General features: G+C 69.0%; 27 protein-coding genes and 2 pseudogenes. 12 read left to right on the top strand and 17 right to left on the bottom strand.

Features of this window, described 5'->3' with window-relative positions:
• Nucleotides 1–139: 139 nt before the first annotated feature.
• The 6 genes and pseudogenes from ACHMW8_RS00925 to ACHMW8_RS00900 form a co-directional block, all read right to left on the bottom strand.
• Nucleotides 140–1,827, bottom strand: a pseudogene (locus ACHMW8_RS00925) (copper resistance system multicopper oxidase).
• A 28-nt stretch (nucleotides 1,828–1,855) separates the two neighbouring features.
• The gene (gene adhP / locus ACHMW8_RS00920; protein ID WP_062100020.1) at nucleotides 1,856–2,881 is read right to left on the bottom strand and encodes an alcohol dehydrogenase AdhP; all 1,026 of its coding nucleotides are present in this window, start codon (nucleotides 2,879–2,881) and stop codon (nucleotides 1,856–1,858) included.
• A 22-nt stretch (nucleotides 2,882–2,903) separates the two neighbouring features.
• Nucleotides 2,904–4,424, bottom strand: a complete 1,521-nt coding sequence (locus tag ACHMW8_RS00915; RefSeq protein WP_062100021.1) for an aldehyde dehydrogenase family protein — start codon at nucleotides 4,422–4,424, stop codon at nucleotides 2,904–2,906.
• Between the two features lie 154 nt (nucleotides 4,425–4,578).
• Nucleotides 4,579–4,938 carry a hypothetical protein gene (locus tag ACHMW8_RS00910; RefSeq protein WP_062100022.1) on the bottom strand — a complete coding sequence of 120 codons (360 nt, stop codon included), beginning with the start codon at nucleotides 4,936–4,938 and terminating at the stop codon, nucleotides 4,579–4,581.
• Nucleotides 4,939–5,056: 118 nt separating this feature from the next.
• A complete protein-coding gene (locus ACHMW8_RS00905; RefSeq protein WP_062100023.1) occupies nucleotides 5,057–5,503 on the bottom strand; it encodes a four-helix bundle copper-binding protein in 447 nt (148 codons plus the stop codon).
• Between the two features lie 30 nt (nucleotides 5,504–5,533).
• Nucleotides 5,534–5,935 (bottom strand): DUF1622 domain-containing protein, encoded by a 402-nt coding sequence (locus ACHMW8_RS00900; RefSeq protein WP_062100024.1) that lies wholly within the window; start codon nucleotides 5,933–5,935, stop codon nucleotides 5,534–5,536.
• 134 nt (nucleotides 5,936–6,069) lie between these two features.
• On the opposite strand from ACHMW8_RS00900, the gene ACHMW8_RS00895 reads away from it, so the two are divergent.
• A complete protein-coding gene (locus tag ACHMW8_RS00895; protein ID WP_395444500.1) occupies nucleotides 6,070–6,660 on the top strand; it encodes a hypothetical protein in 591 nt (196 codons plus the stop codon).
• Here ACHMW8_RS00895 and ACHMW8_RS00890 read toward each other — a convergent pair.
• The 6 genes from ACHMW8_RS00890 to ACHMW8_RS00865 form a co-directional block, all read right to left on the bottom strand.
• Nucleotides 6,636–7,358 (bottom strand): hypothetical protein, encoded by a 723-nt coding sequence (locus tag ACHMW8_RS00890; RefSeq protein WP_062100026.1) that lies wholly within the window; start codon nucleotides 7,356–7,358, stop codon nucleotides 6,636–6,638. The two genes, ACHMW8_RS00895 and ACHMW8_RS00890, sit on opposite strands and share 25 nt — an antisense overlap.
• Complete coding sequence (locus tag ACHMW8_RS00885; protein WP_395444499.1) at nucleotides 7,358–8,032, bottom strand: flavin reductase family protein; 675 nt, start codon at nucleotides 8,030–8,032, stop codon at nucleotides 7,358–7,360. Before ACHMW8_RS00885 ends, ACHMW8_RS00890 begins: the two co-directional genes overlap by 1 nt.
• Nucleotides 7,927–9,123 (bottom strand): FAD-binding oxidoreductase, encoded by a 1,197-nt coding sequence (locus tag ACHMW8_RS00880; RefSeq protein ID WP_395444498.1) that lies wholly within the window; start codon nucleotides 9,121–9,123, stop codon nucleotides 7,927–7,929. Before ACHMW8_RS00880 ends, ACHMW8_RS00885 begins: the two co-directional genes overlap by 106 nt.
• 149 nt (nucleotides 9,124–9,272) lie before the next feature.
• Nucleotides 9,273–9,653 (bottom strand): hypothetical protein, encoded by a 381-nt coding sequence (locus ACHMW8_RS00875; RefSeq protein ID WP_066730188.1) that lies wholly within the window; start codon nucleotides 9,651–9,653, stop codon nucleotides 9,273–9,275.
• Between the two features lie 132 nt (nucleotides 9,654–9,785).
• On the bottom strand, nucleotides 9,786–10,235 hold the full coding sequence (locus ACHMW8_RS00870; RefSeq protein ID WP_062098120.1) for a heavy metal-responsive transcriptional regulator: 450 nt from the start codon (nucleotides 10,233–10,235) through the stop codon (nucleotides 9,786–9,788).
• 116 nt (nucleotides 10,236–10,351) lie between these two features.
• On the bottom strand, nucleotides 10,352–10,705 hold the full coding sequence (locus ACHMW8_RS00865) for a hypothetical protein (RefSeq protein ID WP_062098118.1): 354 nt from the start codon (nucleotides 10,703–10,705) through the stop codon (nucleotides 10,352–10,354).
• Nucleotides 10,706–11,159: 454 nt separating this feature from the next.
• Here ACHMW8_RS00865 and ACHMW8_RS00860 point away from each other — a divergent pair, with 454 nt between their 5' ends.
• The 8 genes and pseudogenes from ACHMW8_RS00860 to ACHMW8_RS00825 all read left to right on the top strand — a co-directional run bounded on the left by ACHMW8_RS00860 (nucleotide 11,160) and on the right by ACHMW8_RS00825 (nucleotide 16,949).
• Nucleotides 11,160–11,447: a hypothetical protein gene (locus tag ACHMW8_RS00860; RefSeq protein WP_062098116.1), complete on the top strand. Its 288-nt coding sequence runs from the start codon at nucleotides 11,160–11,162 to the stop codon at nucleotides 11,445–11,447.
• A 1-nt stretch (nucleotide 11,448) separates the two neighbouring features.
• On the top strand, nucleotides 11,449–11,889 hold the full coding sequence (locus ACHMW8_RS00855; RefSeq protein WP_062098114.1) for a periplasmic heavy metal sensor: 441 nt from the start codon (nucleotides 11,449–11,451) through the stop codon (nucleotides 11,887–11,889).
• Nucleotides 11,886–12,179: an RNA polymerase sigma factor gene (locus tag ACHMW8_RS00850; RefSeq protein ID WP_349290484.1), complete on the top strand. Its 294-nt coding sequence runs from the start codon at nucleotides 11,886–11,888 to the stop codon at nucleotides 12,177–12,179. The genes ACHMW8_RS00855 and ACHMW8_RS00850 overlap by 4 nt, the downstream gene beginning before the upstream one ends.
• Nucleotides 12,140–12,457 carry a sigma-70 family RNA polymerase sigma factor gene (locus ACHMW8_RS00845; RefSeq protein WP_349290483.1) on the top strand — a complete coding sequence of 106 codons (318 nt, stop codon included), beginning with the start codon at nucleotides 12,140–12,142 and terminating at the stop codon, nucleotides 12,455–12,457. Before ACHMW8_RS00850 ends, ACHMW8_RS00845 begins: the two co-directional genes overlap by 40 nt.
• 113 nt (nucleotides 12,458–12,570) lie before the next feature.
• Nucleotides 12,571–14,413: pseudogene (locus ACHMW8_RS00840) on the top strand (copper resistance system multicopper oxidase).
• Entirely contained in the window at nucleotides 14,410–15,450 is a 1,041-nt protein-coding gene (locus ACHMW8_RS00835; protein ID WP_062098110.1) for a copper resistance protein B, read from the top strand. The pseudogene ACHMW8_RS00840 and the gene ACHMW8_RS00835 overlap by 4 nt, the downstream one beginning before the upstream one ends.
• A 23-nt stretch (nucleotides 15,451–15,473) precedes the next feature.
• Entirely contained in the window at nucleotides 15,474–15,794 is a 321-nt protein-coding gene (locus ACHMW8_RS00830; RefSeq protein WP_099538410.1) for a copper-binding protein, read from the top strand.
• A gap of 144 nt (nucleotides 15,795–15,938) precedes the next feature.
• Nucleotides 15,939–16,949, top strand: a complete 1,011-nt coding sequence (locus ACHMW8_RS00825) for an acyltransferase (RefSeq protein WP_197425290.1) — start codon at nucleotides 15,939–15,941, stop codon at nucleotides 16,947–16,949.
• Between the two features lie 9 nt (nucleotides 16,950–16,958).
• Here ACHMW8_RS00825 and copD read toward each other — a convergent pair whose 3' ends face one another.
• The 3 genes from copD to ACHMW8_RS00810 form a co-directional block, all read right to left on the bottom strand.
• The gene (gene copD, locus ACHMW8_RS00820; RefSeq protein ID WP_062098101.1) at nucleotides 16,959–17,885 is read right to left on the bottom strand and encodes a copper homeostasis membrane protein CopD; all 927 of its coding nucleotides are present in this window, start codon (nucleotides 17,883–17,885) and stop codon (nucleotides 16,959–16,961) included.
• A 3-nt stretch (nucleotides 17,886–17,888) separates the two neighbouring features.
• Entirely contained in the window at nucleotides 17,889–18,251 is a 363-nt protein-coding gene (copC, locus tag ACHMW8_RS00815) for a copper homeostasis periplasmic binding protein CopC (RefSeq protein ID WP_062098099.1), read from the bottom strand.
• 63 nt (nucleotides 18,252–18,314) lie between these two features.
• Nucleotides 18,315–18,584 carry a DUF2933 domain-containing protein gene (locus ACHMW8_RS00810; protein WP_062098096.1) on the bottom strand — a complete coding sequence of 90 codons (270 nt, stop codon included), beginning with the start codon at nucleotides 18,582–18,584 and terminating at the stop codon, nucleotides 18,315–18,317.
• A gap of 122 nt (nucleotides 18,585–18,706) precedes the next feature.
• On the opposite strand from ACHMW8_RS00810, the gene ACHMW8_RS00805 reads away from it, so the two are divergent.
• The 3 genes from ACHMW8_RS00805 (at nucleotide 18,707) to ACHMW8_RS00795 (ending at nucleotide 20,011) form a co-directional block, all read left to right on the top strand.
• A complete protein-coding gene (locus ACHMW8_RS00805) occupies nucleotides 18,707–18,988 on the top strand; it encodes a hypothetical protein (protein WP_062098094.1) in 282 nt (93 codons plus the stop codon).
• Nucleotides 18,989–19,033: 45 nt separating this feature from the next.
• The gene (locus ACHMW8_RS00800) at nucleotides 19,034–19,504 is read left to right on the top strand and encodes an SRPBCC family protein (protein ID WP_231732076.1); all 471 of its coding nucleotides are present in this window, start codon (nucleotides 19,034–19,036) and stop codon (nucleotides 19,502–19,504) included.
• A 285-nt stretch (nucleotides 19,505–19,789) separates the two neighbouring features.
• Complete coding sequence (locus ACHMW8_RS00795) at nucleotides 19,790–20,011, top strand: hypothetical protein (protein WP_062098090.1); 222 nt, start codon at nucleotides 19,790–19,792, stop codon at nucleotides 20,009–20,011.
• On the opposite strand, the gene ACHMW8_RS00790 is transcribed toward ACHMW8_RS00795, so the two are convergent.
• Entirely contained in the window at nucleotides 20,008–21,294 is a 1,287-nt protein-coding gene (locus ACHMW8_RS00790) for a hypothetical protein (protein WP_066685881.1), read from the bottom strand. The two genes, ACHMW8_RS00795 and ACHMW8_RS00790, sit on opposite strands and share 4 nt — an antisense overlap.
• Complete coding sequence (locus ACHMW8_RS00785; protein WP_137803584.1) at nucleotides 21,284–21,571, bottom strand: hypothetical protein; 288 nt, start codon at nucleotides 21,569–21,571, stop codon at nucleotides 21,284–21,286. The genes ACHMW8_RS00790 and ACHMW8_RS00785 overlap by 11 nt, the downstream gene beginning before the upstream one ends.
• Nucleotides 21,572–21,824: the final 253 nt, after the last annotated feature.

Here is a 21,824-nt window from a genome sequence, read left to right as displayed (position 1 = left end):
GGGGAGGCCGTTGGGGCCGGGCTCGGCGGCGGTGGCGCGGCGTGCTGATGGGGGGCGTCCTGGGCGATTGCGGGCGCGGCCACGGCCGAAACGCTCAGAGCCAAGGCGAGCAGAGACGCTCGCGAGAGGGCCAGACGGGTCATGCGACGACCACCTCCCGGAACATGCCGGCCGCCATGTGGTAGAGCAGATGACAGTGGAAGGCCCATCGCCCCATGGCGTCGGCGGTGACGCGAAAGCTGATCCGCTGGGCGGGCTGGACCACCACGGTATGCTTGCGGACCTGGAACGCGCCGTCCGGGCCTTCGACATCGCTCCACATGCCGTGGAGGTGCATCGGGTGGGCCATCATCGTGTCGTTGACGAGAACGATGCGCAGCCGCGCGTTCGGCTTGAAGTGGAGCGGACGGGAATCGTTCAGCTTGATCCCGTCCAGCGTCCAGATGAAGCGCTCCATGTTGCCGGTGAGGTGCAACTCGATCTCACGCTCCGGCTCGCGAGGATCCGGATCGCCGCCGGGCGTGCGAAGGTCGGCCAGGGTCAGCACCCGCCAGGACCGCTCGCGCAGGCCCGCGCCGGGATCGTCGAGATTGGTGCGCGGATAGTCGACGCGCATGTCGGTGTTGGCGCCGTACTCGGTGCGCGCGTGACGCGCCTTCGGGGGCGTGTCCGCCATGCCGTGGCCGGCGTGTTCGCCGCCCATGGCGGCCATGGCGCCCATCATGTCGACCGGATCGAGCCAGGTCCGCGCATCGAGCGCCGGCGTCGGCGCCGTCATGCCGGGCGCTGGGGCGATGACGCCGCGGGCGAAACCCGTCCGGTCGATCGATTGGGCGAAGATCGTTCGGGCGCCCTCGGGCATGACGAACTCGACATCGTAGGTTTCGCCCGGTCCGATCCGGAACTCCTCGACCGTCACCGGCTCCACCGGCTGGCCATCGGTCGAGACGACGGTCAGCGGGACCCCAGGAAGGCGCACGTCGAAGAAGGTCGCCGTCCCGCCCCCACGAACCGGAGGCGAACTCGCTCGCCGGGGGCGGCGATCGCCGTCCAATTCCCGGCCGGCGGCGTTCCGTTCATCAGGTAGGTGTAGGTGGCGGCGGAAACGTCGCTGTAGTCGGTCGGGTTCATCCGCGACCGGTTCCACATCCGCCGCCGCGCGAGGGCCTCGCCGAACCCCAGCTTGCCCACATCCTTGAGGAAGTCTCCGGCGGTCGGCTGCGCGAAATTGTAGTAGCTGCTCAGCTTCTTGAGGTTCGTGAAGATCTGCAGCGGCGGTTCGTCCGACCAGTCGCTCAGCAGGATGGCGTAGTCCCGATCGGGCCCAGGTCCGGTCGGCGCGCGCGGCTCGACGATGATCGCGCCATAAAGCCCGGTTTGCTCGGCCAAGGTGTGCGCGTGATACCAGTAGGTGCCCGCCTGACGCAGCTCGAAGCGATAGGTGAAGGTCTCGCCGGGCGCGATCCCGGGAAAGCTGATGCCTGGTACGCCGTCCATCTCGGCGGGCAGGATGACCCCGTGCCAGTGGATGCTGGACATCTCCTTGAGGCGGTTGCGGACGCGCAGGGTGACGGTGTCGCCCTCGCGCAATCGCAGCACGGGGGCGGGCACGGCGCCGTTCACCGCCGTGGCGATCCGACGCTTGCCGGTGAAGTTGACCGGCAGTTCGGCGATCTCGAGATCGAATTCGGTCCCGCGCAATTCGGCGGTCGCGGCGGCGGCGGGGCCCGCCAGCAGCGCCGGCGAAACTCCGGCCACCGCCCCGCTGACCGCCAGGCCCTGGACGAAGCGGCGCCGTGTGGCCGGCAAGGTAGGACTGTCGAACATGGTTTGCTCGCGGTTCGTCGCGGGGGGATTAGGCGAGGTCGAGGACGATGCGGCCCTCGATGTCGCCGTGGTGCATGCGCGCGAAGACGTCGTTGATCTTCTCGAGCGGTTCGGTGTGGACAGTCGCGTGAACCTTGCCCTCGCCGGCGAAGGCCAGCGCCTCCATCAGGTCGAGCCGGGTGCCGACGATCGAGCCGCGGACGGTGACGCCGTTGAGCACGGTGTCGAAGATCGACAGCGGAAAATCGCCGGGCGGCAGGCCATTGAGGGCCACCGTGCCGCCGCGCCGGACCATGCCGAGCGCCTGCTGGAAGGCCTTGGGCGAGACGGCGGTGACGAGGACGCCCTGCGCGCCGCCGATCGCCGCCTTGATCGCGGCGGCGGGATCCTGCTCTCGGGCGTTGACGGTCACGGCCGCGCCAAGGCGTGTCGCCAGATCGAGCTTGCGGTCGTCGATGTCGACCGCCGCCACGTTGAGCCCCATCGCCTTGGCGTACTGCACGGCCATGTGACCCAGGCCGCCGATGCCGGAGACCACGACCCACTCGCCCGGCTTGGCCTCGGTCGCCTTCAGTCCCTTGTAGACGGTAACGCCCGCGCACAGGATCGGCGCGATGTCGATAAAGCCGACATTGTCCGGCAGGTGGCCGACATAGTTGGGGTCGGCGAGGACGTATTCGGCGAAGCTGCCGTTGACCGAATAGCCGGTGTTCTGCTGGCTCTCGCACAGGGTCTCCCATCCCCCCAGGCAATGCACGCAATGGCCGCAGGCGGTGTAGAGCCACGGCACGCCGACCCGGTCGCCCTCCTTGACGTGGGTGACGCCCGACCCGACAGCGGCGACGTGACCGACGCCTTCATGGCCAGGAATGAAGGGCGGGTTCGGCTTCACCGGCCAATCGCCCTCGGCGGCGTGCAGGTCGGTGTGACAGACGCCGGTGGCGGCGATCTTCACCAGGATCTGTCCGGGACCGACCGTGGGGATCGGCGCTTCCTCGATCACCAGCGGCGCGCCGAATTGGCGGACGACAGCCGCCTTCATGGTCTTGGCCATGGCTGTGCTCCTTTGCGAGGGATCAGAAGAGACCAAGGCCGTGCTCGTCGTAGGAGACGAGCAGGTTCTTGGTCTGCTGGTAGTGATCGAGCATCGCCTTGTGGGTCTCGCGTCCGAACCCCGAGGCCTTGTAGCCGCCGAAGGCGGCGTGGGCCGGATACTGGTGATAGCAGTTGGTCCAGACCCGTCCGGCCTCGATGGCGCGGCCGAGGCGATAGGCGGTGTTGCCGCTGCGGCTCCAGACGCCGGCGCCCAGACCATAGGGGGTGTCGTTGGCGATCGCGATCGCCTCGTCGAGGGTCTTGAAGGTCGTCACCGACAACACTGGGCCGAAGATCTCCTCCTGGAAGATTCGCATGCTGTTGTCGCCGACGAAGACGGTCGGCTGCACGAAATAGCCCCCGTCGAGTTCGCCTCCGGGCAGCGCCCGCGCGCCGCCGATCAGGCATTGCGCGCCCTCGTTCTTGCCGATCTCGATATAGCCGAGGATCTTGCGCAGCTGGTCTTCGGACGCCTGGGCGCCCAGCTGGGTCGCGGGGTCGAGCGGATCGCCCTGACGGATCGCCGCCACGCGGGCCACGGCCCGCTCCATGAACCGGTCGAAGATCGATTCATGGATCAGGGCGCGCGAGGGACAGGTGCAGACCTCGCCCTTGTTGAAGGCGAAGAGCGTGAACCCTTCCAGCGCCTTGTCGAAGAAGGCGTCCTCCTCATCAAGGACGTCGGCCATGAAGATGTTGGGCGACTTGCCCCCGAGCTCCATCGTCTGCGGGATCAGGTGATCGGCCGCGGCGTGCATGATCGCCTTGCCCGTGACCGTCTCGCCGGTGAACGAGACCTTGGCGATCCGCGGGTTGGCGGCGATCGCCTGGCCGACGGTTCGGCCGGGCCCGGTCACGACGTTGAGCACGCCCGGCGGCAGGATGTCGGCGGTGAGTTCGGCGAGCATCATCAGCGTCAGGGGCGTCTGGGACGCTGGCTTGATGACCGTGCAGTTGCCGGCGGCCAGCGCGGGCGCGATCTTCCAGGCCGCCATCAGCAGGGGGAAGTTCCAGGGAATGATCTGGCCGACCACGCCAAGCGGCTCGCGGAAATGGTAGGCGATGGTGTCGGCGTCGATCGTCGAGATCGCGCCTTCCTCGGCCCGGATGCATCCAGCGAAATAGCGGAAGTGATCGACCGCGAGCGGCACGTCGGCGCCGCGCGTCTCGCGGATCGGCTTGCCGTTGTCGAGCGTCTCGGCGAGCGCCAGCAGGTCGAGGTTCTGCTCCAGGCGATCGGCGACCCGGCTCAGCAGCCGGGACCGCTCGGCCGGCGACAACCGCGCCCAGCCGGCCTTGGCGCGATGGGCGGCGTCGAGCGCCAGTTCCACGTCGGCCGGACCCGACAGGGCGAACTCGGCGATCCGGTCGCCATTGATCGGGCTGTGGTCGGCGAAGTACTCGCCCGTGGTCGGGGCCGACCAGGCGCCGCCGATGAAGTTGTCGTAGCGCGCCTTGAACAAGGGCGCGGCGCGCATCGTCTCGATGGCCTTGTGGAACATCGCTTGGCTCCCTGCTGGTGACGACGAGCCTAGTGGCGGGCGCGGCCGAGGATATCCGTAGATGTCACATCGCCTGGCGGCGCCCGGACGTGAAAGAACCTGCCGGGCGTGCTCGCCCGGCAGGTTCTTCGGCGCGTCGCGGCTTGAGCGGGCGTTACATGTCCTTCATGGGCATGGCGGGATCCTTGGCGTCCTTGGGAGCCATGGGTTTGCCTTTCGGGGCCATCGGCTTGTCCATGCAGCAGCCCTTCATGGGCTTCTTGGCGGCGGGATCCTTGGGCGGCGTGGCCGGCATGTTCGCCATCCCCTGTTGATGGTCCTTCATCATCTGGTCGTGCATCTGCTGGCCGCCATGGTCCATGCCCTGCATGTGGGCGTGGTCCGGCGGGGTCTGGGCGGAGGCGGCCGGCGCGGGCTGGGTCTGGGCCTTGGGCGCGGGGCCGTCGGCGAATGCGGCGGTCCCCATGGCCAGAAGGCCGACAGCGCCGGCCACGACTGCGATCTTGCGCATCATTTCTGATCTCCAACTTATGACGTTCGCGTCCGATGGCGTCGTCTGCATCTCTAACGGCGCGACGCTTGCAATGCCCGCAATTGGCGGCCGCGTGTATACGTAAGGTCCGAAGGCGCGGTCAGCGCGACATCTGTCGGCAGCCCGCGGCGCACACCCTGCACGTCTCGGCGCACTGGGCCATCGGGGCGTCGGCGCGGGGTTTCGAACAGGCCGCCGCGCACAGGTCGCAGGCTTCGGCGCAGGCGCGGCAGAGCACCGGGTGCAGGGCCGAGCCGCGGAGCATGGAGTTGGCGGTCGCCTGGCACAGCTCGGCGCAGTCGGTGAGCATGGCGATCAGGTCGGGGGCGGCGAGCGCGCCGCCTTGACCGAGGGCGTATGCGGCGGTCTCAAGGCACCGGCGATGGGAAGCCAGGCAGTGATCGATGCAGTCGCTCATCGACATCGCCATGCCGGGCATGGCGTCCATGCCCTTCATGTCGTGGGCCTGGGCGGCCGCCGCGGCGGGCTGGGCGGCGCCGGCCGCCAACAGGGCGGCTCCCGTGAGCAGGTCTCGTCGTTGCAGCATGTCAATCTCCCGGCGGGTGGGCGGGTCTGGTCAGACCCGCGGTGAGGAAGGTTCGCGGCCCGTGGCCCTGGCCATGCGCGTGTCCTCCCAGGGCCAGTGGCCGTTGATCTCGACGCCGAGCGAGATGCTAAGGAAGGTGCGCACGAAGACCAGACCGGCCAGGACGATGAGATCGTCCAAGGTCGGGTTGATGACGAGCGACTTGACGATGTCGCCGGCGACCAGGAATTCGAGGCCAAGAAGGATGCTTCGGCCGAGGGCGGACCGGAACGCGCCATAGGCCTTGGCCCGGTCGCCCGATCGGGCCCGCAGGGCGAACAGGATCGTCGCCAGCGCCGCGCCGCTGAGGATGGTCAGCGTGCCCGCCAGCTCGAGGATGATCACCGCGAGCCTGAAGAAGGCGCTGAGCCAGCCGGACTCAATGGTGATCATACCAGCCTCGGCGGCGGATGTTGTTGAAGCTGTCGGTGGTGTGACAGGCGTAGCATTGTTCGACGCGCGCCTTGGAGCCGGCGGCGCGCTGGGAGACCATGCTGAAGTGCTCCATGAAATGACTGGGCGGCGCGGTGTGGCACTCCGAGCATTGCGTCGAGCTGACCGACGGATGCCGGAAGTTGGGAACCTTCCAACTGCTGGTCGCGTGGCAGCTGGCGCAGTCCTGGCCGAAAGAGTCCCAGATGCGGATCGCGGACGGAATGGCAGCTTGCGCAATTGAGCGCGGCTTCGGGCGGCAAGGCGTGCGGATTGGGTGGCGAAACAGCCGGCCCTCGCCACACCGCCGGATCGAGCAACGCCTGATGGTCCATCTTCACGATGGCGCGCGCGCCTTCGTGCTCGACGTGGCAAGCCGTGCACTCCTTGGCCTGGGCATGGAACTGGGTCGACTGTTTGTTTCCGAAATCGGTGCTCGCGTGGCAGGCGACGCAGGTCTTGCTCTCCACGCCCTTGAGAGGCGTGTGGCAACTGGCGCACTGCGCGCCGAAGGCTTGGTGGGCCGGCGACAGGGGGCCTGGCGCGACAAGCTGAGCCACCGGTCCGGCGCCGGGCGGCGCGCTTGTCTGCATCATCGCCGCGACGCCCAGCAGCGCCAGGCCGGCGGCGACAAAGATCCAGTAGAGGAGGCGGTCCCGCATCATAGCCAGCGCAGCCCGAAATAGATGGCCGCGGCGATGTGCAAAAGCAGCACCAGGTAGACCAGCGCCCCCAGGACAGCGTGCAGCCACCGCCAACGCGACAACAGCCGGTTGGTCGCACCCTCCGCGCGGATGGCGAACTCGGTGTCGGCCAAGGCCGCGGCCAGGGCCTCGGCCCCATCGGGCGGCGGCGCCGGCGGTTCGCCGGCGACGAAGAACAGCCGCTTCCAGCGGGAAAGCGCAACGGCCGCCGCCGTCGGCGCCGGGGGCGCCGGCAGGTGGAGATACGCCGCTTGCAGGGACGCCAGCTCGGAGCGGCGGCCGCGCAGGGCCCGCGCCGTCTGCGCCAGCAGGTAGCGGCCGACGAAGCCGCTGAGGACCGTCAGCAGCACAAGGCCGGTCAGCGTTAGGCCGACGGGGCTGCCGAACTTGTGGGCGGCATGAACCAACCCCAGGATCGGAGCCAGCACGCCCGCATACACATGCAGGGCCAGCAGCGTCGGCTTGCTGACGAACCGGCCTGTCCACCGTTCCGCCGCCTTGACGTGCTTGACCACCACATAGGGCAGGGTCAGCAGCATGAGGACGGCGGCGACGACGCCGATGACGCCGCCGACCAGGCTGCCGGGAAAGCGCGGCGCGACGTGCAGGACGTAGCCCAGCGGAAAGAGCAGCAGGAAGGCCACAAGCAGGCCGACGGCCATGTCGCCGCGCTCGCGCATCAGGCCTCCACCACGAGCGGCTGGCCCGTGCTCTTGGCCTGGCAGGCCAGGATGTAGCCCTTGGCCTTGTCGGCGGGATCCAGGCCGGTCTCCACCGCCATGGTGACCTCGCCCGAAATCAGCCGGGTGACGCAGACGCCGCATTCACCCGAGCGGCAGGCATAGGGGATTTCCACCCCCGCGCCCTCCGCGGCTTCCAGGACGGTCTGGCCGGCGGGGAGCGGGGCCGACACGCCCGCCACGGAAAAGGTGATGGTGGCCGCGGCGACCGCCGGCGTGGGGGGCGCGACGACGCTCGGGGATGACGGCGCGGGGGGCGGCGCCTTGACCTCGAGCTCGGCCGCGTCGGCGGGCAGCGACGCGGGCCCGAAGGCTTCGGTGTGAAGTTGAGCGTCCGGGACGCCCAGAGCGGCCAGCTCCCGGCGCATCGCGGCCATCATGCCCGGCGGCCCGCACATGTGAATGCGGCGGCGGGCGATGTCTGGGACCGCGTCGAGCAGCATCTGGCGGGTGAGCGGGCCTTGCGGCCCCAGCCAGACCGTGCCGGCCGAGCGTCGCATGGCCGCCATCACGTGCAGATTGGAGAACCGCCGCTCGAGCCGCTCGAGCTCCTCGCGGAAGACGAATTCGTCGGTCGAACGGGCGCGTACAGGAAGAAGATCTCGCCCGACCAAGCCGTGTCGGTCAGGTAGCGCAGGACCGACATCATGGGGGTGATGCCGACCCCGCCGGCGATCAGCACGATGCTGTCGGCGTCGGTTCCGGTGAAGGTGAACGCGCCGAAGGGGCCCGTCGTCTTCAGCAGGTCGCCGACGGCGACCTTGTCGTGCAGAAAGCACGACACGACGCCCTGCTCCTCGCGCTTGACCGTTAGCTCGACATAGGCGCGCTGCGTCGGCGAGGAGGCGATGGTGTAGGATCGCCGCGAGGGCTTGCCATCCACCGGCTCCACCTCGACCTGGAGAAACTGGCCGGGCAGAAAATCGAAGGGCAGCCGATCGGCGGCCGGGTCGGCCAGCCGGAAGGTCTGAATCGTCGGCGTCTCCCGCACGATCTGGACCACCCGCAACGGGCCAGACCAGCTCCTGGGCTTGCGCAGCGACGCCCCGGCGGGCGGCGCGGCGTTGCTCGGCGTGAGCGTTTCAGCGCCCGGCTCAACGGCCGCCGCCTGGCGTGGCGAGGCCGTCGCGGTCGCCGGGGCGGGCGCGGGGGCCGTCGACCCGCCGGCGTCGACGATCTTGCGGACCCGCCGCAGGCGCGCGACCTGCAGGCCCAGCAGCATCGCGCTGACCGTCGCCAGGACGAACATCAGCATGAAATGGGGCGGCGAGACGCCGAGCCACCGGATCGGCGCCGCGTGCGGCGGCGCGCCCAGGCTCATCTGATCCCGAAACCAGCTGATTGCCGCCGGCTGCGGGGACGCGCCGCGGTCGAGGGCGGCGAGCGCGGCCGATCCGCTCGCGAAGAGGTCGCTTGCTTCACGCAGGCGCCGCGCCGCGCTCGCCCGGGCGGCCGGATCTTCGGACCGCGCGGCGGCGGAGGCCTCGGCGGCCATGGCCAGTCCGCGCTCCACGCGCGCTTGGGCCTCGCCCATCAACCGGTTGCGCCCCTCGGCGCTGAGCGACGGGGCGGCGAGCAGTTGTGAGACGAAGGGCGTGCGCCGGGCGCCATGCTCGCCTTCGCCCTCCATCATCTCGTCCATCATTCCGCTCATGCCGGCTGCCGCGGGGCTCGGCGCGGCGCCCATGACGCCGGCGTCCGCCATCGCGCCGCCTTGCGCGCCCGGATGGTGGGCCGCGTGCTCGTCGCCTTCCTGGGCGATGGCCGCCGTCGAAAGCAGAAGGCAGGCGGCGGCCAGACCCAAGCTCCATCCCTGTCGGCTGGTCGTCCCGCGCATCGGGCTTGCCCTCGTCTTCACATGTCCTTCATCGGAGCCGATGGGCTCATCGGCGCGGCGTCGGGTTGGGGCGTCGTCCCCGTGGCCGCGCCGCCCTGGCGCATGGCGTGGTGATCCATCTCCTGACGATGATGGCGTTCCATCGTCGCCGCGTCGTGATCGGCGTCATGTTGCCCGGCGGCGTTGTTCGAAGGCGCCGTCGAGCCGCCGACGCCGGGATCCGGATCGGCGGCGCTGGGGACCGGGGCCGCGGCGGGCGACGGGGCCGGGGCCTGGACCGAGGCCGCGGGCGGCGGGGGCTCAGCGCCCTTGTCGCCGCAGGCGGTGAGGGCGAGCGCCGCGGCGCCGATCACAAGCGCCTGGATGGGCGCGCGAAGTGTGTGGCGGATGTCGATCATGGCAAGTTCCTCCCTGGAGATCATGGGCTCGACACCGATGGCCTTCGCCGCGGACGGGCGCGCCAGGGGCGAGCGGTGGAGCCGGCGAGGTCGCCGGCCAAGGATTGACGTGTCGCCGCGCGCCCGGGCGGGTCAGAGCGCCTCCCGCGGTGCGTCGCCGCGGGCGTCCGACCGCCGGACCCGTCTTTCGGCGAGGAAGGCCAGGATCGGACAGTCCGAGGCCGCCACGTCCATCGGGCAATCGTCGGCCAGCGCGCTGAGCACGTCACGGATATCCGACAGCCGCTGAATGCGGCGTTCGGCGTCGCGGATCTTCTCGCGGGTGATCTCCAGCACCGCCGACGCCTTGGCGGTGTCGGAGGCTTGAAGCGCGAGCAGGTCGGCGGTTTCGGCGAGCGTGAAGCCGAGCTCCTGCGCGGCCCGGATGAAATGGAGCCGCAGGAGGTCGGCGTCCTCATAGACACGGTAGCCGGCGCCGGTCCTGCCCGGATCGCGCAGCAGGCCGGTGCGCTCGTAGTACCGGATCGTATCGCGCCGCACGCCGGCGGCTGCGGCGAACGCGCCGATCTTGAAGGTCGTCATGATACTCGTCGCCTCGCTCGTTGGACGAAAGCCCAAGGTCAGCGGAGGGGCGCGCGCGCCGGTCGCTCCGGCGAGACGGCGTGGGCCATCCCGCCGCTGGCGAACCGATCGCCCGCTCAGTTCTTGCGCAGCTCGACGATGTCGTGCTTGGCCGGCGTACCGTCGGCGACCGTGACATGGGCGAAGTGGTCGTCGAAGACGTGGTCGATCTTCACGTGCCCGACGAGGTCGCGCCGATAGGACGGCGGGGCCTTGTTGGGCCCCGGCAGCTGCTTGACGCGGTAGACTTCCAGGGTCTGGCCGACCTCGGCGCCGTCCGCCTTGCCGATGCAGATCACGGTGCCGTTGCTGTCGTTCGCGACGATCGAGCCCTTCATGAAGAAGGTGTGGCCGCTCCCTTGCGCCAGAACCGGCGTTGCAACGAGCATCGCGATGCCGGCCAAGCCGGCGATGACGGACGTCTTGATCATCTTTGACTCCTTAGATGAATAGGTTTGAAGATGAGTAGATGCGCCGCCGTTTGATCTTCGACGGGAAGAAGTTGTTCTTCGAGTCCAGGACTAGGGTCCTACGTCCCGGGTCGGAATACGTAGATTCCGAAGCGCAGGTTTTGGCCCTCGTCTCGCGCGACGGGGCGCCAGGCCGCGGCGGCGATCGCGCCGCTCCGAACCTCGGCCGTCCTGGGCGCGGGCGCGTCCCCCCGGGGGGCGATCGCCATGCGGGGCCGGGGCGTGCGTGGCTTTCACCCGCACCCGAGCGTCGCCAGCGGCCCAACACCTGTGGATCCGTGCGGACGTTTTCAGCATATGGTTTTTCTCCGCGTCGTGCGCCGGACGCACGGCCGGCCCGGGGGCGCGTCGCGCCTGAGGTGAGGGGTTGGACCGCGGGCCGCGTATGTAGGCGTGCAGAGTCAGGGGATCGACGATGAGCGACCAGCTCGACGAACTTTTCGAGGCGTTGCGGGGCCAGCCGCACGCCCAGCTGCCCGGCCTGGAAGGCCAGGTGTGGGCCAGGATCGACAGCTGGCGCGACGGCCGGCGCGCGGCGAACGCGCTCGTGCCGCTGCGCGCGGCCTCGGTGGTGGCGGCCCTGGGCCTGGGCATGGTCGGCGGCAGTCTCGCGGCCAACGCCGCCGCGCGCGCCCCCTCCGAGATCTCGGCGTTTTCGGTCGACGCGCACCTGGCGCCGTCGACCCTGCTCGGCGGGCGCTGACATGCGCCGGATCTCGCGCGGGGCGGCCCTGACCGTCGTCCTGGCGCTGCTGGCCGGGATCGCCGGCGGCTGGCTCGGCTCGGGCCGGTTCTTGCCGATGCATCACGCCCAGTCGCTGCACGAGATGGTTCACCACGAGCTGAAGCTCAGCCCGGATCAGGATCGCCGGCTCGAGGCGCTCGAACAGGATTTCGCCGTGCGTCGCCGCGCCCGGGAGGCCGAGCTGCGCGCGGCCAACGCCCAACTGGCCGCCGCCATCCAGGCGCGCCACGAATACGGGCCCGAGGTCGAGGCCGCGGTCGAGCGTTTCCATGTCGCCATGGGGGCGCTGCAGCTGGAGACGGTCCAGCACGTCCTGGCGATGCGTAAGGTGCTGACCCCCGAGCAGGCGGCCAAATTCGACCGCCGCGTCAGCGAGGCGCTCACGAACGAGACGCCGTGACCGCCGGCCTTGGCGAGGACGAGGACGGCGCGCTGGCCAGGCGCGCGGCGCGCGGCGACGAGCGCGCCTTCAGCACGCTGATGCGGCGTCACAAGGGCGCCTTGCACGCCTTCGCCCGGCGCCATGTCGGCGACTCCGAAGCCGCCCACGAGGTGGTGCAGGAAAGCTTCGTGGCCGCCTGGAAGGCGCTGGATCGCTATGATCCGACCCGGCCGTTCGGCGCCTGGATGCGGGCCATCGTCCTGAACAAGTGCCGCGACCGGGGCGTCGCCTGCTGGTTCGGCGGCTGATCCTGGGCGAGCGGTCGATCGACGCGCCAGGCGCGCCCGATCCCGCCGACCCCGCGCCGGGCCCCGAGGCGGCGAGTCTGCGCGCCGAACAACTGTCGCGCCTGGAGGCGGCGATCGCGCGCCTGCCCGACCAGCTCAAGGAGCCGCTGATCCTCACCTATCTGGAAGGCTATTCACAACAGGACGCCGCGGCGGTCCTGGGCGTCAGCGTCAAGACCATCGAGATGCGCGCCTATCGCGCCCGCAAGCGGCTGGCCGACTGGCTGGTCGATCCCTGACTTTTTTCGCCCGCCGGCGAGGGGGGCGACGGTTTGGCGCGTAGCCACCTATAGATCGCGTCGCGGCCGTCCCTCACGGCCTGCCGCCGGCGCGTCATCGTCAAAGGGCTGTCATACTTCGATCCAGCGCGGCTTTCGATCGCCGTCGTTTTCTCCAATCGCTCGCCGTCCTCGGCGGCGGCGCCGCCCTGGCGAGCCTGCTGCCGTCCTGGGCGCGCGCGGCGGGCGATCCCGGCCGCGCGCCGGCCGCCCTTTCGGGCGAGGACATCAAGCTGACCATCGGCCACACGCCGATCACGGTCGACGGCAAGGCCGGCCACGCCGTGACGATCAACGGCACGGTTCCTGGCCCGCTGATCCGGCTGAAGGAAGGCCAGCATGTCCGCCTGTCGGTGACCAACACGCTCGACGAGGACACCTCGATCCACTGGCACGGCCTGCTCGTGCCCTTCCAGATGGACGGCGTGCCCGGCGTCAGCTTCCCGGGCGTCAAGCCCGGCGAGACCTTCACCTACGAATTCCAGGTCCGCCAGGCGGGCACCTATTGGTACCACAGCCATTCGGGCCTGCAGGAGCAGATGGGCCACTATGGGCCCATTATCATCGATCCGGTCGGTCCTGATCCGGTGGCCTTCGACCGCGAGCACGTCGTGGTGCTGTCGGACTTCAGCCGCCTGCACCCGCACCAGATCTTCAAGAAGCTCAAGCAGCAGAGCGGCGCATTCAACTACCAGCGCCAGACCCTCGCTGGGCTTCTGGCCGGCAAGGACCAGACCCTGGCCGAGCGCCTGGACTGGGCCAAGATGCTGATGGACCCGACCGACATCTCCGACGTCACCGGCGCGGCCTACACCTTCCTGGTCAATGGCCATGGCCCCGCGGACAACTGGACGGCGCTGTTCGCGCCCGGCGAGCGCGTGCGCCTGCGGTTCATCAACGCCGCGGCCCAGTCGGTCTTCAACGTCCGCATCCCGGGGCTGCGCATGACCGTGGTCGCCGCCGACGGCCAGCACGTGCGGCCCGTCGAGGTCGACGAGTTCCAGATCGGCAACGCCGAGACCTATGACGTGATCGTCCAGCCCGCCGAAGACAAGGCCTTCACGATCGTGTCGGAGTCGGTCGACCGCTCTGGGTTGGGCCGCGCCACCCTGGCGCCGCGGCTGGGCATGAGCGCCGAGGTCCCGCCGCCGCGCGAGCGGCCGCTGACCACCATGCGCGACATGGGCATGGATATGGAGGGAATGGACATGGGGGGCATGGACCATGGCTCCACGGACATGTCCGGCATGGATCACGCGGCCATGGGCGCCAAGGCCGCGACCCCCGCGCCCGGCATGGCGGCCGCCGCGCCAGCGCGGAAGCGACGTTATGGGCAAGATGGACAAGGGCGGCATGGACATGTCCATGCGCAATCCGGACAACGCGCCTCAGGTCAGGCTCGGTCCGGGCGTGCAGTCGATCGCGCCGATGCCGATGGATCGCACCGGCGAGCCTGGCCAGGGCCTCGAAAGCGTCGGCCACCGGGTCTTGGTCTATCGCGACCTGGTGGCCCTCGAGCCGAATCCCGACCCGCGCGCCCCGGAGCGATCCCTCGAGATTCACCTGACCGGCAACATGGAGCGGTTCATGTGGGGGTTTGACGGGCGCAAGTTCAGCGATAGGCCGCCGCCCTACGCCTTCCGCCACGGCGAGCGGGTCCGGGTCACCCTGGTCAACGACACCATGATGGCCCACCCCATCCACCTGCACGGCCACTTCTTCGAACTGGCCTTCGGACCGGCGGGCCACATGCCGCGCAAGCACACCGTCATCGTCCTGCCCGGCGGCCGCGTCAGCTTCGACTTCACCGCCGAGACCGGCGACTGGGCCTTCCACTGCCACATGCTCTATCACATGCACGCGGGGATGTTTCAGGTCTTCAGCGTGCGCGACACCCCCGCGGAGGGCGCGCGATGAAGGCCTCGCTGATCGCCCTCTTGCCGGTCCTGTGGGCCGCGCCGGCCCTGGCCCAGCACGCCGGCCACGCCGGCGCGCCAGCCGCGCCCAGTTCCAAGCCTGCGCCGGCGGCCCCGCCTCCAGCCGCCGACCCCCATGCCGGACACGACATGGGCGCCATGCCGGCCATGGCCATGCCTCAGACGCAGGTCGCGCCGGCGACCGACCCCCACGCCGGCCACGACATGGGCGCCATGCCCGGCCTGGCTGTCTCCGGTCAATCGGAACGCCCGGCCGAAGCGATGGGACCGCCGCCCTTGCCCGATCACGAAACAGCTCCGCCGGCGCCGCCCACCGACCATCTGGCCGACAGGGTCTTCGATCCGGCCGCCATGGACCGGGCTCGCGCCGTGCTCCGGCAGGAGCATGGCGGCGCCCAGGTCTCGCAGGTGATGGCCAACCTCCTGGAATACCGCGCCCAGGCCGGGGGCAACGGCTATCACTGGGACGGCGAGGCTTGGTTCGGCGGCGACCTCAATCGCCTGGTGATCAAATCCGAGGGCGAGGGCGGCCGTCACGGCGTTCAGGCCAGCGAGGTGCAGGCGCTCTATTCCAGGCCCGTGGCGCTCTATACCGACTTGCAGGTGGGCTTGCGCCAGGATGTCGAGCCCAAGTCGCGCACCTATGCCGCCGTCGGGTTCGAAACCCTGTTGCCCTACTGGATCGAGGCGGGCGGAGCGGTGTTCGTTTCCAGCAAGGGCGATGTCCTCGCGCGCGCCGAAGGGGCGATCGACTGGCGCCTCACCCAGCGCCTGATCCTGCAGCCGCGCACCGAACTCAACTTCGCCGCCCAAGACATCCCCGAAGCGGCGATCGGTTCGGGGCTCTCGAGCGGCGAGCTCGGATTGCGCCTTCGCTATGAGGTTCGGCGCCAATTCGCGCCATATGTCGGCGTCGCCCTATCCAAGCGGTTCGGGCGCGCCGCGGACTTCGCCCGGCTGCGCGGCGACGAGGTCACCGAGACCAGTTTCGTGCTCGGCCTGAGGGCCTGGTTTTGACCATCGATCCTAGCGAGGCTTCCATGAAGATGCTGTCCATCGCTCTTGCGAACGCCCTGACCCTGCTGGCCCAGCCGGCGGCCGCCCAGATGAGCGCTATGGACCCTGCGGCGCATGCGGTTGAGGCGAGCGCGCCGGTCGAGGCGGTCGGCGTCGTGCGCGCCATCGACGCCAAGGCCGCCAAGATCACTCTGGCCCATGAAGCGATCCCGGCGCTGAAGTGGCCGCCGATGACCATGGCCTTCAAGGTCGCTGATCCGACCCTCCTGAAGGGCCTGAGCGTCGGGACCAAGGTGCGCTTCAAGCTGCGGGGCCAGACCATCGTCGGCCTGACCGCGCTCTAGCGCCCATCGGGCCGGCGCTCGCCGGCTCCAACCATTGCCTCGGGGGAGGGGCCATGTATCCGTCGGACATCCGTCCGCTCACGTCGTTGCGCATCTGCGCGGCGCTGTGGGTGCTCGTCTATCATTTCCGCAACCACCTGGACCTTGGTCTCGAGCGCTTTGGCCTGGCCGCCAAGGGCTACCTCGGCGTCGACCTCTTCTTCATCCTGTCGGGTTTCATCCTCAGCCACGTCTATACGCGGGCCTGGGCCGAGCGACGGTTCAACTACGGCTCCTTCCTTTGGGCGCGCCTGGCGCGTCTATCCCGTCCATCTGGTCACCCTGGCCGCGACGATCGCCATCTGGCTCGCGGCCTTGAAGCTGGGCGTCCGCTTCGATCCCCAGGCGTTCGACCCGCGCATGCTCCCCCAGCACCTGTTGCTAGTGCATGCCTGGGGCACGACGCCCACCGTGCAATGGAACTTCCCCTCCTGGTCGATCTCGGCTGAGTGGTTCGCCTACCTCGGCTTTCCGGTCGCGGCCATCGCCTCGGTGTCGCTGAGGCGTTGGCCACGCCTCTTCGTCCTCGCCGTGCTCGCCCTGTTCGTCGCCATGTTCCTGACGGCCCAGGGGCGCGGGGTGCTGTTCACCGACATGAGCGCCCAGATCGGCGCCTTGCGGATCATCCCGGCCTTCCTGATGGGCGCGGCCCTGCATCGCTTGGGATCGAGCCTGAGCCTGCCGGCCGGCATGGCCGGATTCGGCGCGCTCGCCGCGACGGTCTGGGTGGCGATCGCCGCCAACCTGCGACTGAGCGATCTCTATATCTGGCCGGGTCTGGCTATGCTGATCTTCTGCCTGGCCGAGACGTCCAAGGCCGCGAAGCCAGGCGCGATGTCGGCGCCGGCGCTCGTCTATCTCGGCGAGGTCTCCTACAGCCTCTACATGGTCCACCTTCCGGCCGACATCGTCTATTTCCACGCTCTGGAAAGGCTGGCGCCAGACCTGTCCGGCGCCGGGATCGCCTTGGCCTGGGCAGGAGCGTTCGTGGCCTGTCAGCTGGCCGCGATGGTCGCCTACCATCTTGTCGAACGGCCTGCGCGTAACTGGTTGCGGGCGCGCGATCCCTTCGCGCGGCGCCCCACGCCCGAGCCGGCGCACGAACCGGTGCTCTGAACGTTGCGGCTATTGCGCGCTGATCGGCGCGAGACGCCCTAGCCAGGCGACCACGGCGACGAGCGCCATCGCCGCGCTCAGTTCCAGCACGAGACTGCGGCGCAGCGCCTTGACCGCCGTGCTGGGCGGCGCCGGCTCGACCAGGGCTTCGCGCAGGGCCGGGGTCAGGCGAAACCGGTTGGCGGCGGCCAGCACGACCATGGCGCCGAAGAGAACGAGCTTGAGAAGCAGAAGAAGCCCGTAGGGCGTGCGGACCAGGGCCGCAACGCCCATGGGCCCGACGAGGAACCAGCTGTTGATCAGGCCGCTGGCGACCAGCACGGCGACGACGCCCGAGCCGATGCCCGAGAAACCCGCCAGGGCGGCATGGAAGGTCGGCGCCTGTCGCGCGTCACGCCGACTGACCCCGGCCAGCCCCAGAAAGAACACCAGGGCGCCGACCCACACGGCGGCCGCCGCCAGGTGGGCGATGTCGGCCGCCAGGTGCAGGCCCCCGCCCGGACCCTCGGTGGCCGCGCCATGGCCCATCCAGGCCATGCTCGCCGCTGCGACGGCGCCGAGCGCTGACGCGGCGATCCAGGCGGCCCGGCCGGGCCGCGCGAGCATAAGCACAGCCAGCGCCACGACCGCGGCCATGGCCCGCGCGAGCGAGGCCGCGCCCATCGCCATCTCGCTGACCACCGAGGCCAAGGTCGAGGGATCCAGCGCCGCGGTAAGCGACCCGGCGACCACGGCGGTTTGCAGCACGAGACCCAGAAGGCTGGCCAGGACCAGCAGGGCGGCGCAGCCCGCCAGGAGCCGGCGCGGCCAACCTAGCGCCGCGGCGCTGGACGGGCCGGCGGCCGGCAGAGCGTAGAGCGCGAAGAGCGCGCCGCCCGCCAGGGCGAAGCTCGTCACATATTGCACCCAGCGAACAAGGACGACCGCGGTCTCCACCGTCTATTTCACCGTGAAGGTCAAGGTCCCGTCCATGCGGTGGCCGTCGTCGGCCGCAGCCGCGTGCCAGGTGAGCTTGTAGGCGCCCGCCATCAGCCGGCCCTTGGGCGCGCCGGTGATGGTCTTGCGATCGGCCGAGACGCTGGTCTTGACCGGCGCCTTCATGCCGTCGGCCATGGCCAGCTCGAAGCTCGAGAAGGCCGGGGCGAGCTTTTCATTGAAGGTCAGGCGGATGGTCTTGGGCGCGGCGACCGTGGCGTTTGCCGCCGGATCGGAGGCCACCAGCTTGGCGTGGGCGCTGGCCTGGCCGCCGGCCAGGATCGAGGCCGACAGAACGGCGGTGGCGAGGAAAGCGCGATAGGTCATGGGGCGGGTCCTGTTGAAGGGCGACTTTGTCCTACGTGTCTACGCGGGACGCGGCCCGATCCCTCAAAACGCCTCAAGCCGTTCATCGCCCAATGCCACGCGGCCCTCAGGCGTCGGCTTTGGGGGCGGCGCCTGGGCAGGTCCGTCGCGGCCGTGGCGATGACCGCCATGACCGTGATGGAACAGGTGCATCAGGGGACAGGCCAGCAGGAGCAGATAGGGCGCCAGGCCCAGGGCGTGAGCCCAGTGTTCGCGCAGGACGAAGAAGGACAGAACAAGGCCGGACGACAGCGCGGCCAAGGCGAGGGCGCGGTTTGTAAGGTTCAACGGCATCGGCCGTGCTCCACCGATTTTCCGTCCAGACTAGGCAAGGCGGGGATTTGGGCATTGATCCGGATCAAGGCGATGGTCGGGGCGGCGCGCATCATGGAACACACTTGCAACGGAGGAACGCCATGCGCGCGCTCGCTATCGCCTCGATACTCGTCCTGACCGTCTCGGGAACGGCTTTTGCCCAGCAGCAACAGACCGCGACCCGTCCAGCTGCCGCCGACGCGCCGACGCACGAAATGTGCAAGTCGGTCATGGGCAAGGCCATGGACCGCACGGCGCCGCATGATCATGGGCGCGACAAGACCGGCGCTCCGACCTGGCCAAACGGCAAGGCCCTGACCAAGGCCGAAATGGAGCAGATGCATAAGACCTGCGCCGCGAAGATGGCGGGCGAGAAGAAGTAGGACGCAGAAGGCTTGGGTCGTATGGGCAGCCAATTAAGCCAGACGGTGGACCTGACCGCCACGCCCGACGAGGTGTTTGACCACCTCGACGATCAGACCCGTCTGGCCGCCCATATGACCAAGTCGTCCATGATGATGGCCGGCGGCCGGATGTCGTACGACTTCGACGAAGGGCGCGGCCAGGTCGTGGGCTCCCATATTCGAATGGACGGCTCGGCTTTGGGATTGCGCTTGTTTGTCGACGAGGTGGTCACGGCCCGGGACCGACCCCATTCAAAACAGTGGGAAACGGCGGGCGCTTCACAGCTCGTCATTCTATCGGGCTATCGCATGGGGTTCGACATAACGCCCACAGCCTTGGGCTCTCGCCTCACGGTTTGGATCGACTACGATCTTCCAACCGGGCCGCGCCGATGGCTCGGCTTGCTATTGGGGAGGTTCTACGGGCGTTGGTGCCTTGGCGGCACGACGGCTGACGCTGTGAAATACTTTAAAGGCAAGCGTGGCGGAAAGTGATTGCGCTAGCCAGGTTCGTATTTTGCATGAAAGCCAACAAATATCTTATAAAGTCCGTCAGATTGTTATTCAATACTGAGCATTATTGATGTTGCGATATTTTTCTGAGAATTAGCTATTGGTATCCCGTATAGAGAATAATAGTTGGATTTTGCGATTTCATGAATTGCTAAGATCGGCCTTTCTCTGGCGGTCGACGAGGTCGTGACCAAACGCGATCCGCACCGTCCCAAGGCCTGGCGAACCACCGGCGCCACCCGCCTGCTCATCCTTTAAGCCGACAAGATGGGCCTTGATCGCTCGCCCACGCCCAACGGTTCGAAGCTGCGAGTCTGGATCCGCTACGCGCTTCCCAAGGGCCAAGCCGGCCGCCTGCTTGGGCTCCTGACGGCCCCCGCCTATGCGCGCTGGTGCGTGGGCCGGATGGCGCGCGACGCCGCCGAGCACTTTTCGGCGCCAGCCGACCGCCCGGCGAGTGTCGCGGCGGCGCGTCCCAAGATGCGCTAGTCCAAGGCATCGAGGACGAAGACCGGCGCGAAGCCCCCGCCGGGGGTCCGAAAATTGGTCGTCTGGCCCTGATAGACGCGGGCGGCGAGCAGCAGCGGCGCGCCGCGATAGGTGTAGAGGCGCACGTCGAGCTTCAGGCTCTGAATCTCGCCGTCGATCCGGATCCGGCGCTCGCTGGGCGGGGCCAGCCCCTGGGCGATGTAGCCGCCCTGCTGGATCTGCGACCAGACGCGCTGGGTCAGCTTGTCGCCGCGATAGACCGCCTTGCCGCCATGACCGCCGGCGGGCTTGAAGAACAGCCCCTTGCGCCTGGTCCACAGCCCTTCGGCGTTCTGGGCGGTGACCAGGGTGGTCGGCGGAACGGCCGTAAGGCTGTTCTGTTGATCCGGCGATAGTCCCCAACGCGCGGCGGCTGACGGATCGGACAACAGGGCCAGGTTGCGCTTGTCGGCGAACAGGGCGTGGTTGCGCGGATTGGGCGTGACCACGACCGCCCCGGCCAGATAAGCCTCCCGCAGGGCCCTATGCTCGGCGGCCTCGAGCGAGAAATCGACCAGGCGATTATAAACGATGTCGATCGTCTCCCCTTCGTGCCGCAACCCGCCCTCGGCGAAGCGCAGTTGGGCCGGGTCGAGGATCCAGGCCTTCAAGCCTTGCCGTTCAAAGAAACGCTGGGCGATGAGAAACTCGGGGTAGAGGTACTGGTCCTGGGGGCCATCATCGACCAGGGCGATGGTCCGCGGCGGGCTTAGCCGCCCTTGCAGGCGCCATTCGGTGAGGAACATGCGCCAGACCGCGGGCTCGAATTGGGCGAGCAGGGGCGCGCCCAACGCCGCCTCGGCTTCACGGCAGCAGGCGGTCTGCGCCCGCGCGAGGAAGGCGTTGAGGAAGGCGCCGCCGGCGTTGGTGTTGACCTCGATGAGCCTGGGGCCATCTGGGCCCAGGTGAAAGTCGTAGCCCATGAAGACGCCGCGCGGACCCAAATCCGCACGGGCGATGTCGGGAGCCCACTCCAGAACCGTCGCCTGATAGGCCGGGCTCTGCGCGGCCGCCTCGATGGCGGCGACAACATCGGCCATGGCCGACAGGTCGCGGCTGGAGAGGAACACCGGGCCTTGGGAGAAAAGGTGGGGCCTGGCCGACAGCAGCGCGGCGAGAAGGTCCGCGTCGCGCGTTTGCGCCTCGATCGCCGCCCGCAGGCCGGCGCCATCCAATGTGATGCAAAAGCAATCCCTGTTCAGCACCGCGTCAAGATCGCCTCTGGCGCCGCTGTCATCGGGCATGACGGTCCTCCGCCCATGCAGGCCCTGGCGGGCCGCCCAGCGCCAGCACAAGACTAAGAAGCCACAGTCCGGCCGGCATGATCAGCAGCCAGCGAAAGTCCGATCCCAAGGCGAAATTCACCGCGGCCATCGTTCCGACCGACAGGGTGCCGGCCACGGCCAACAGGGCAAGCTCGCTGCGGCTGGCTTTCCGGTGGCCGAGCCGAACGCTCGCGCCGATCACGAGCACGCCGACGGCCGCCATCTGTCCGCCGAGCACCGTGAACACCAGGTGCAACCATGGTTCGAGGCGGGGCTGGGCGGCCCTGAGCGCGTCGTGTCCGACGCCGAAGAAGCGCAGGTCCTCCGCAAGGACCGGCGGCCTTTGAAATAGGTCCCGAGCCAGACCTGATAGGCCCCACACAGGCCGATCAAGGCGACCGCGCAGCCTCGCAGACCGCGGCGCGAAGTCGGATGATCAAGTGACGTCCCGCGGTTCTGCATCTCTGGACCGATCGGTGTCAGCTCCAGGAAGCCCAGAGCGCTGCATC

Origin of the sequence: Caulobacter sp. UC70_42 (genome assembly GCF_044056025.1) — a bacterium.
GTDB lineage: Bacteria > Pseudomonadota > Alphaproteobacteria > Caulobacterales > Caulobacteraceae > Caulobacter.
The sequence above is the reverse complement of the archived record's forward strand: the minus strand, read 5'-3'. Positions and strand labels throughout refer to the sequence as shown.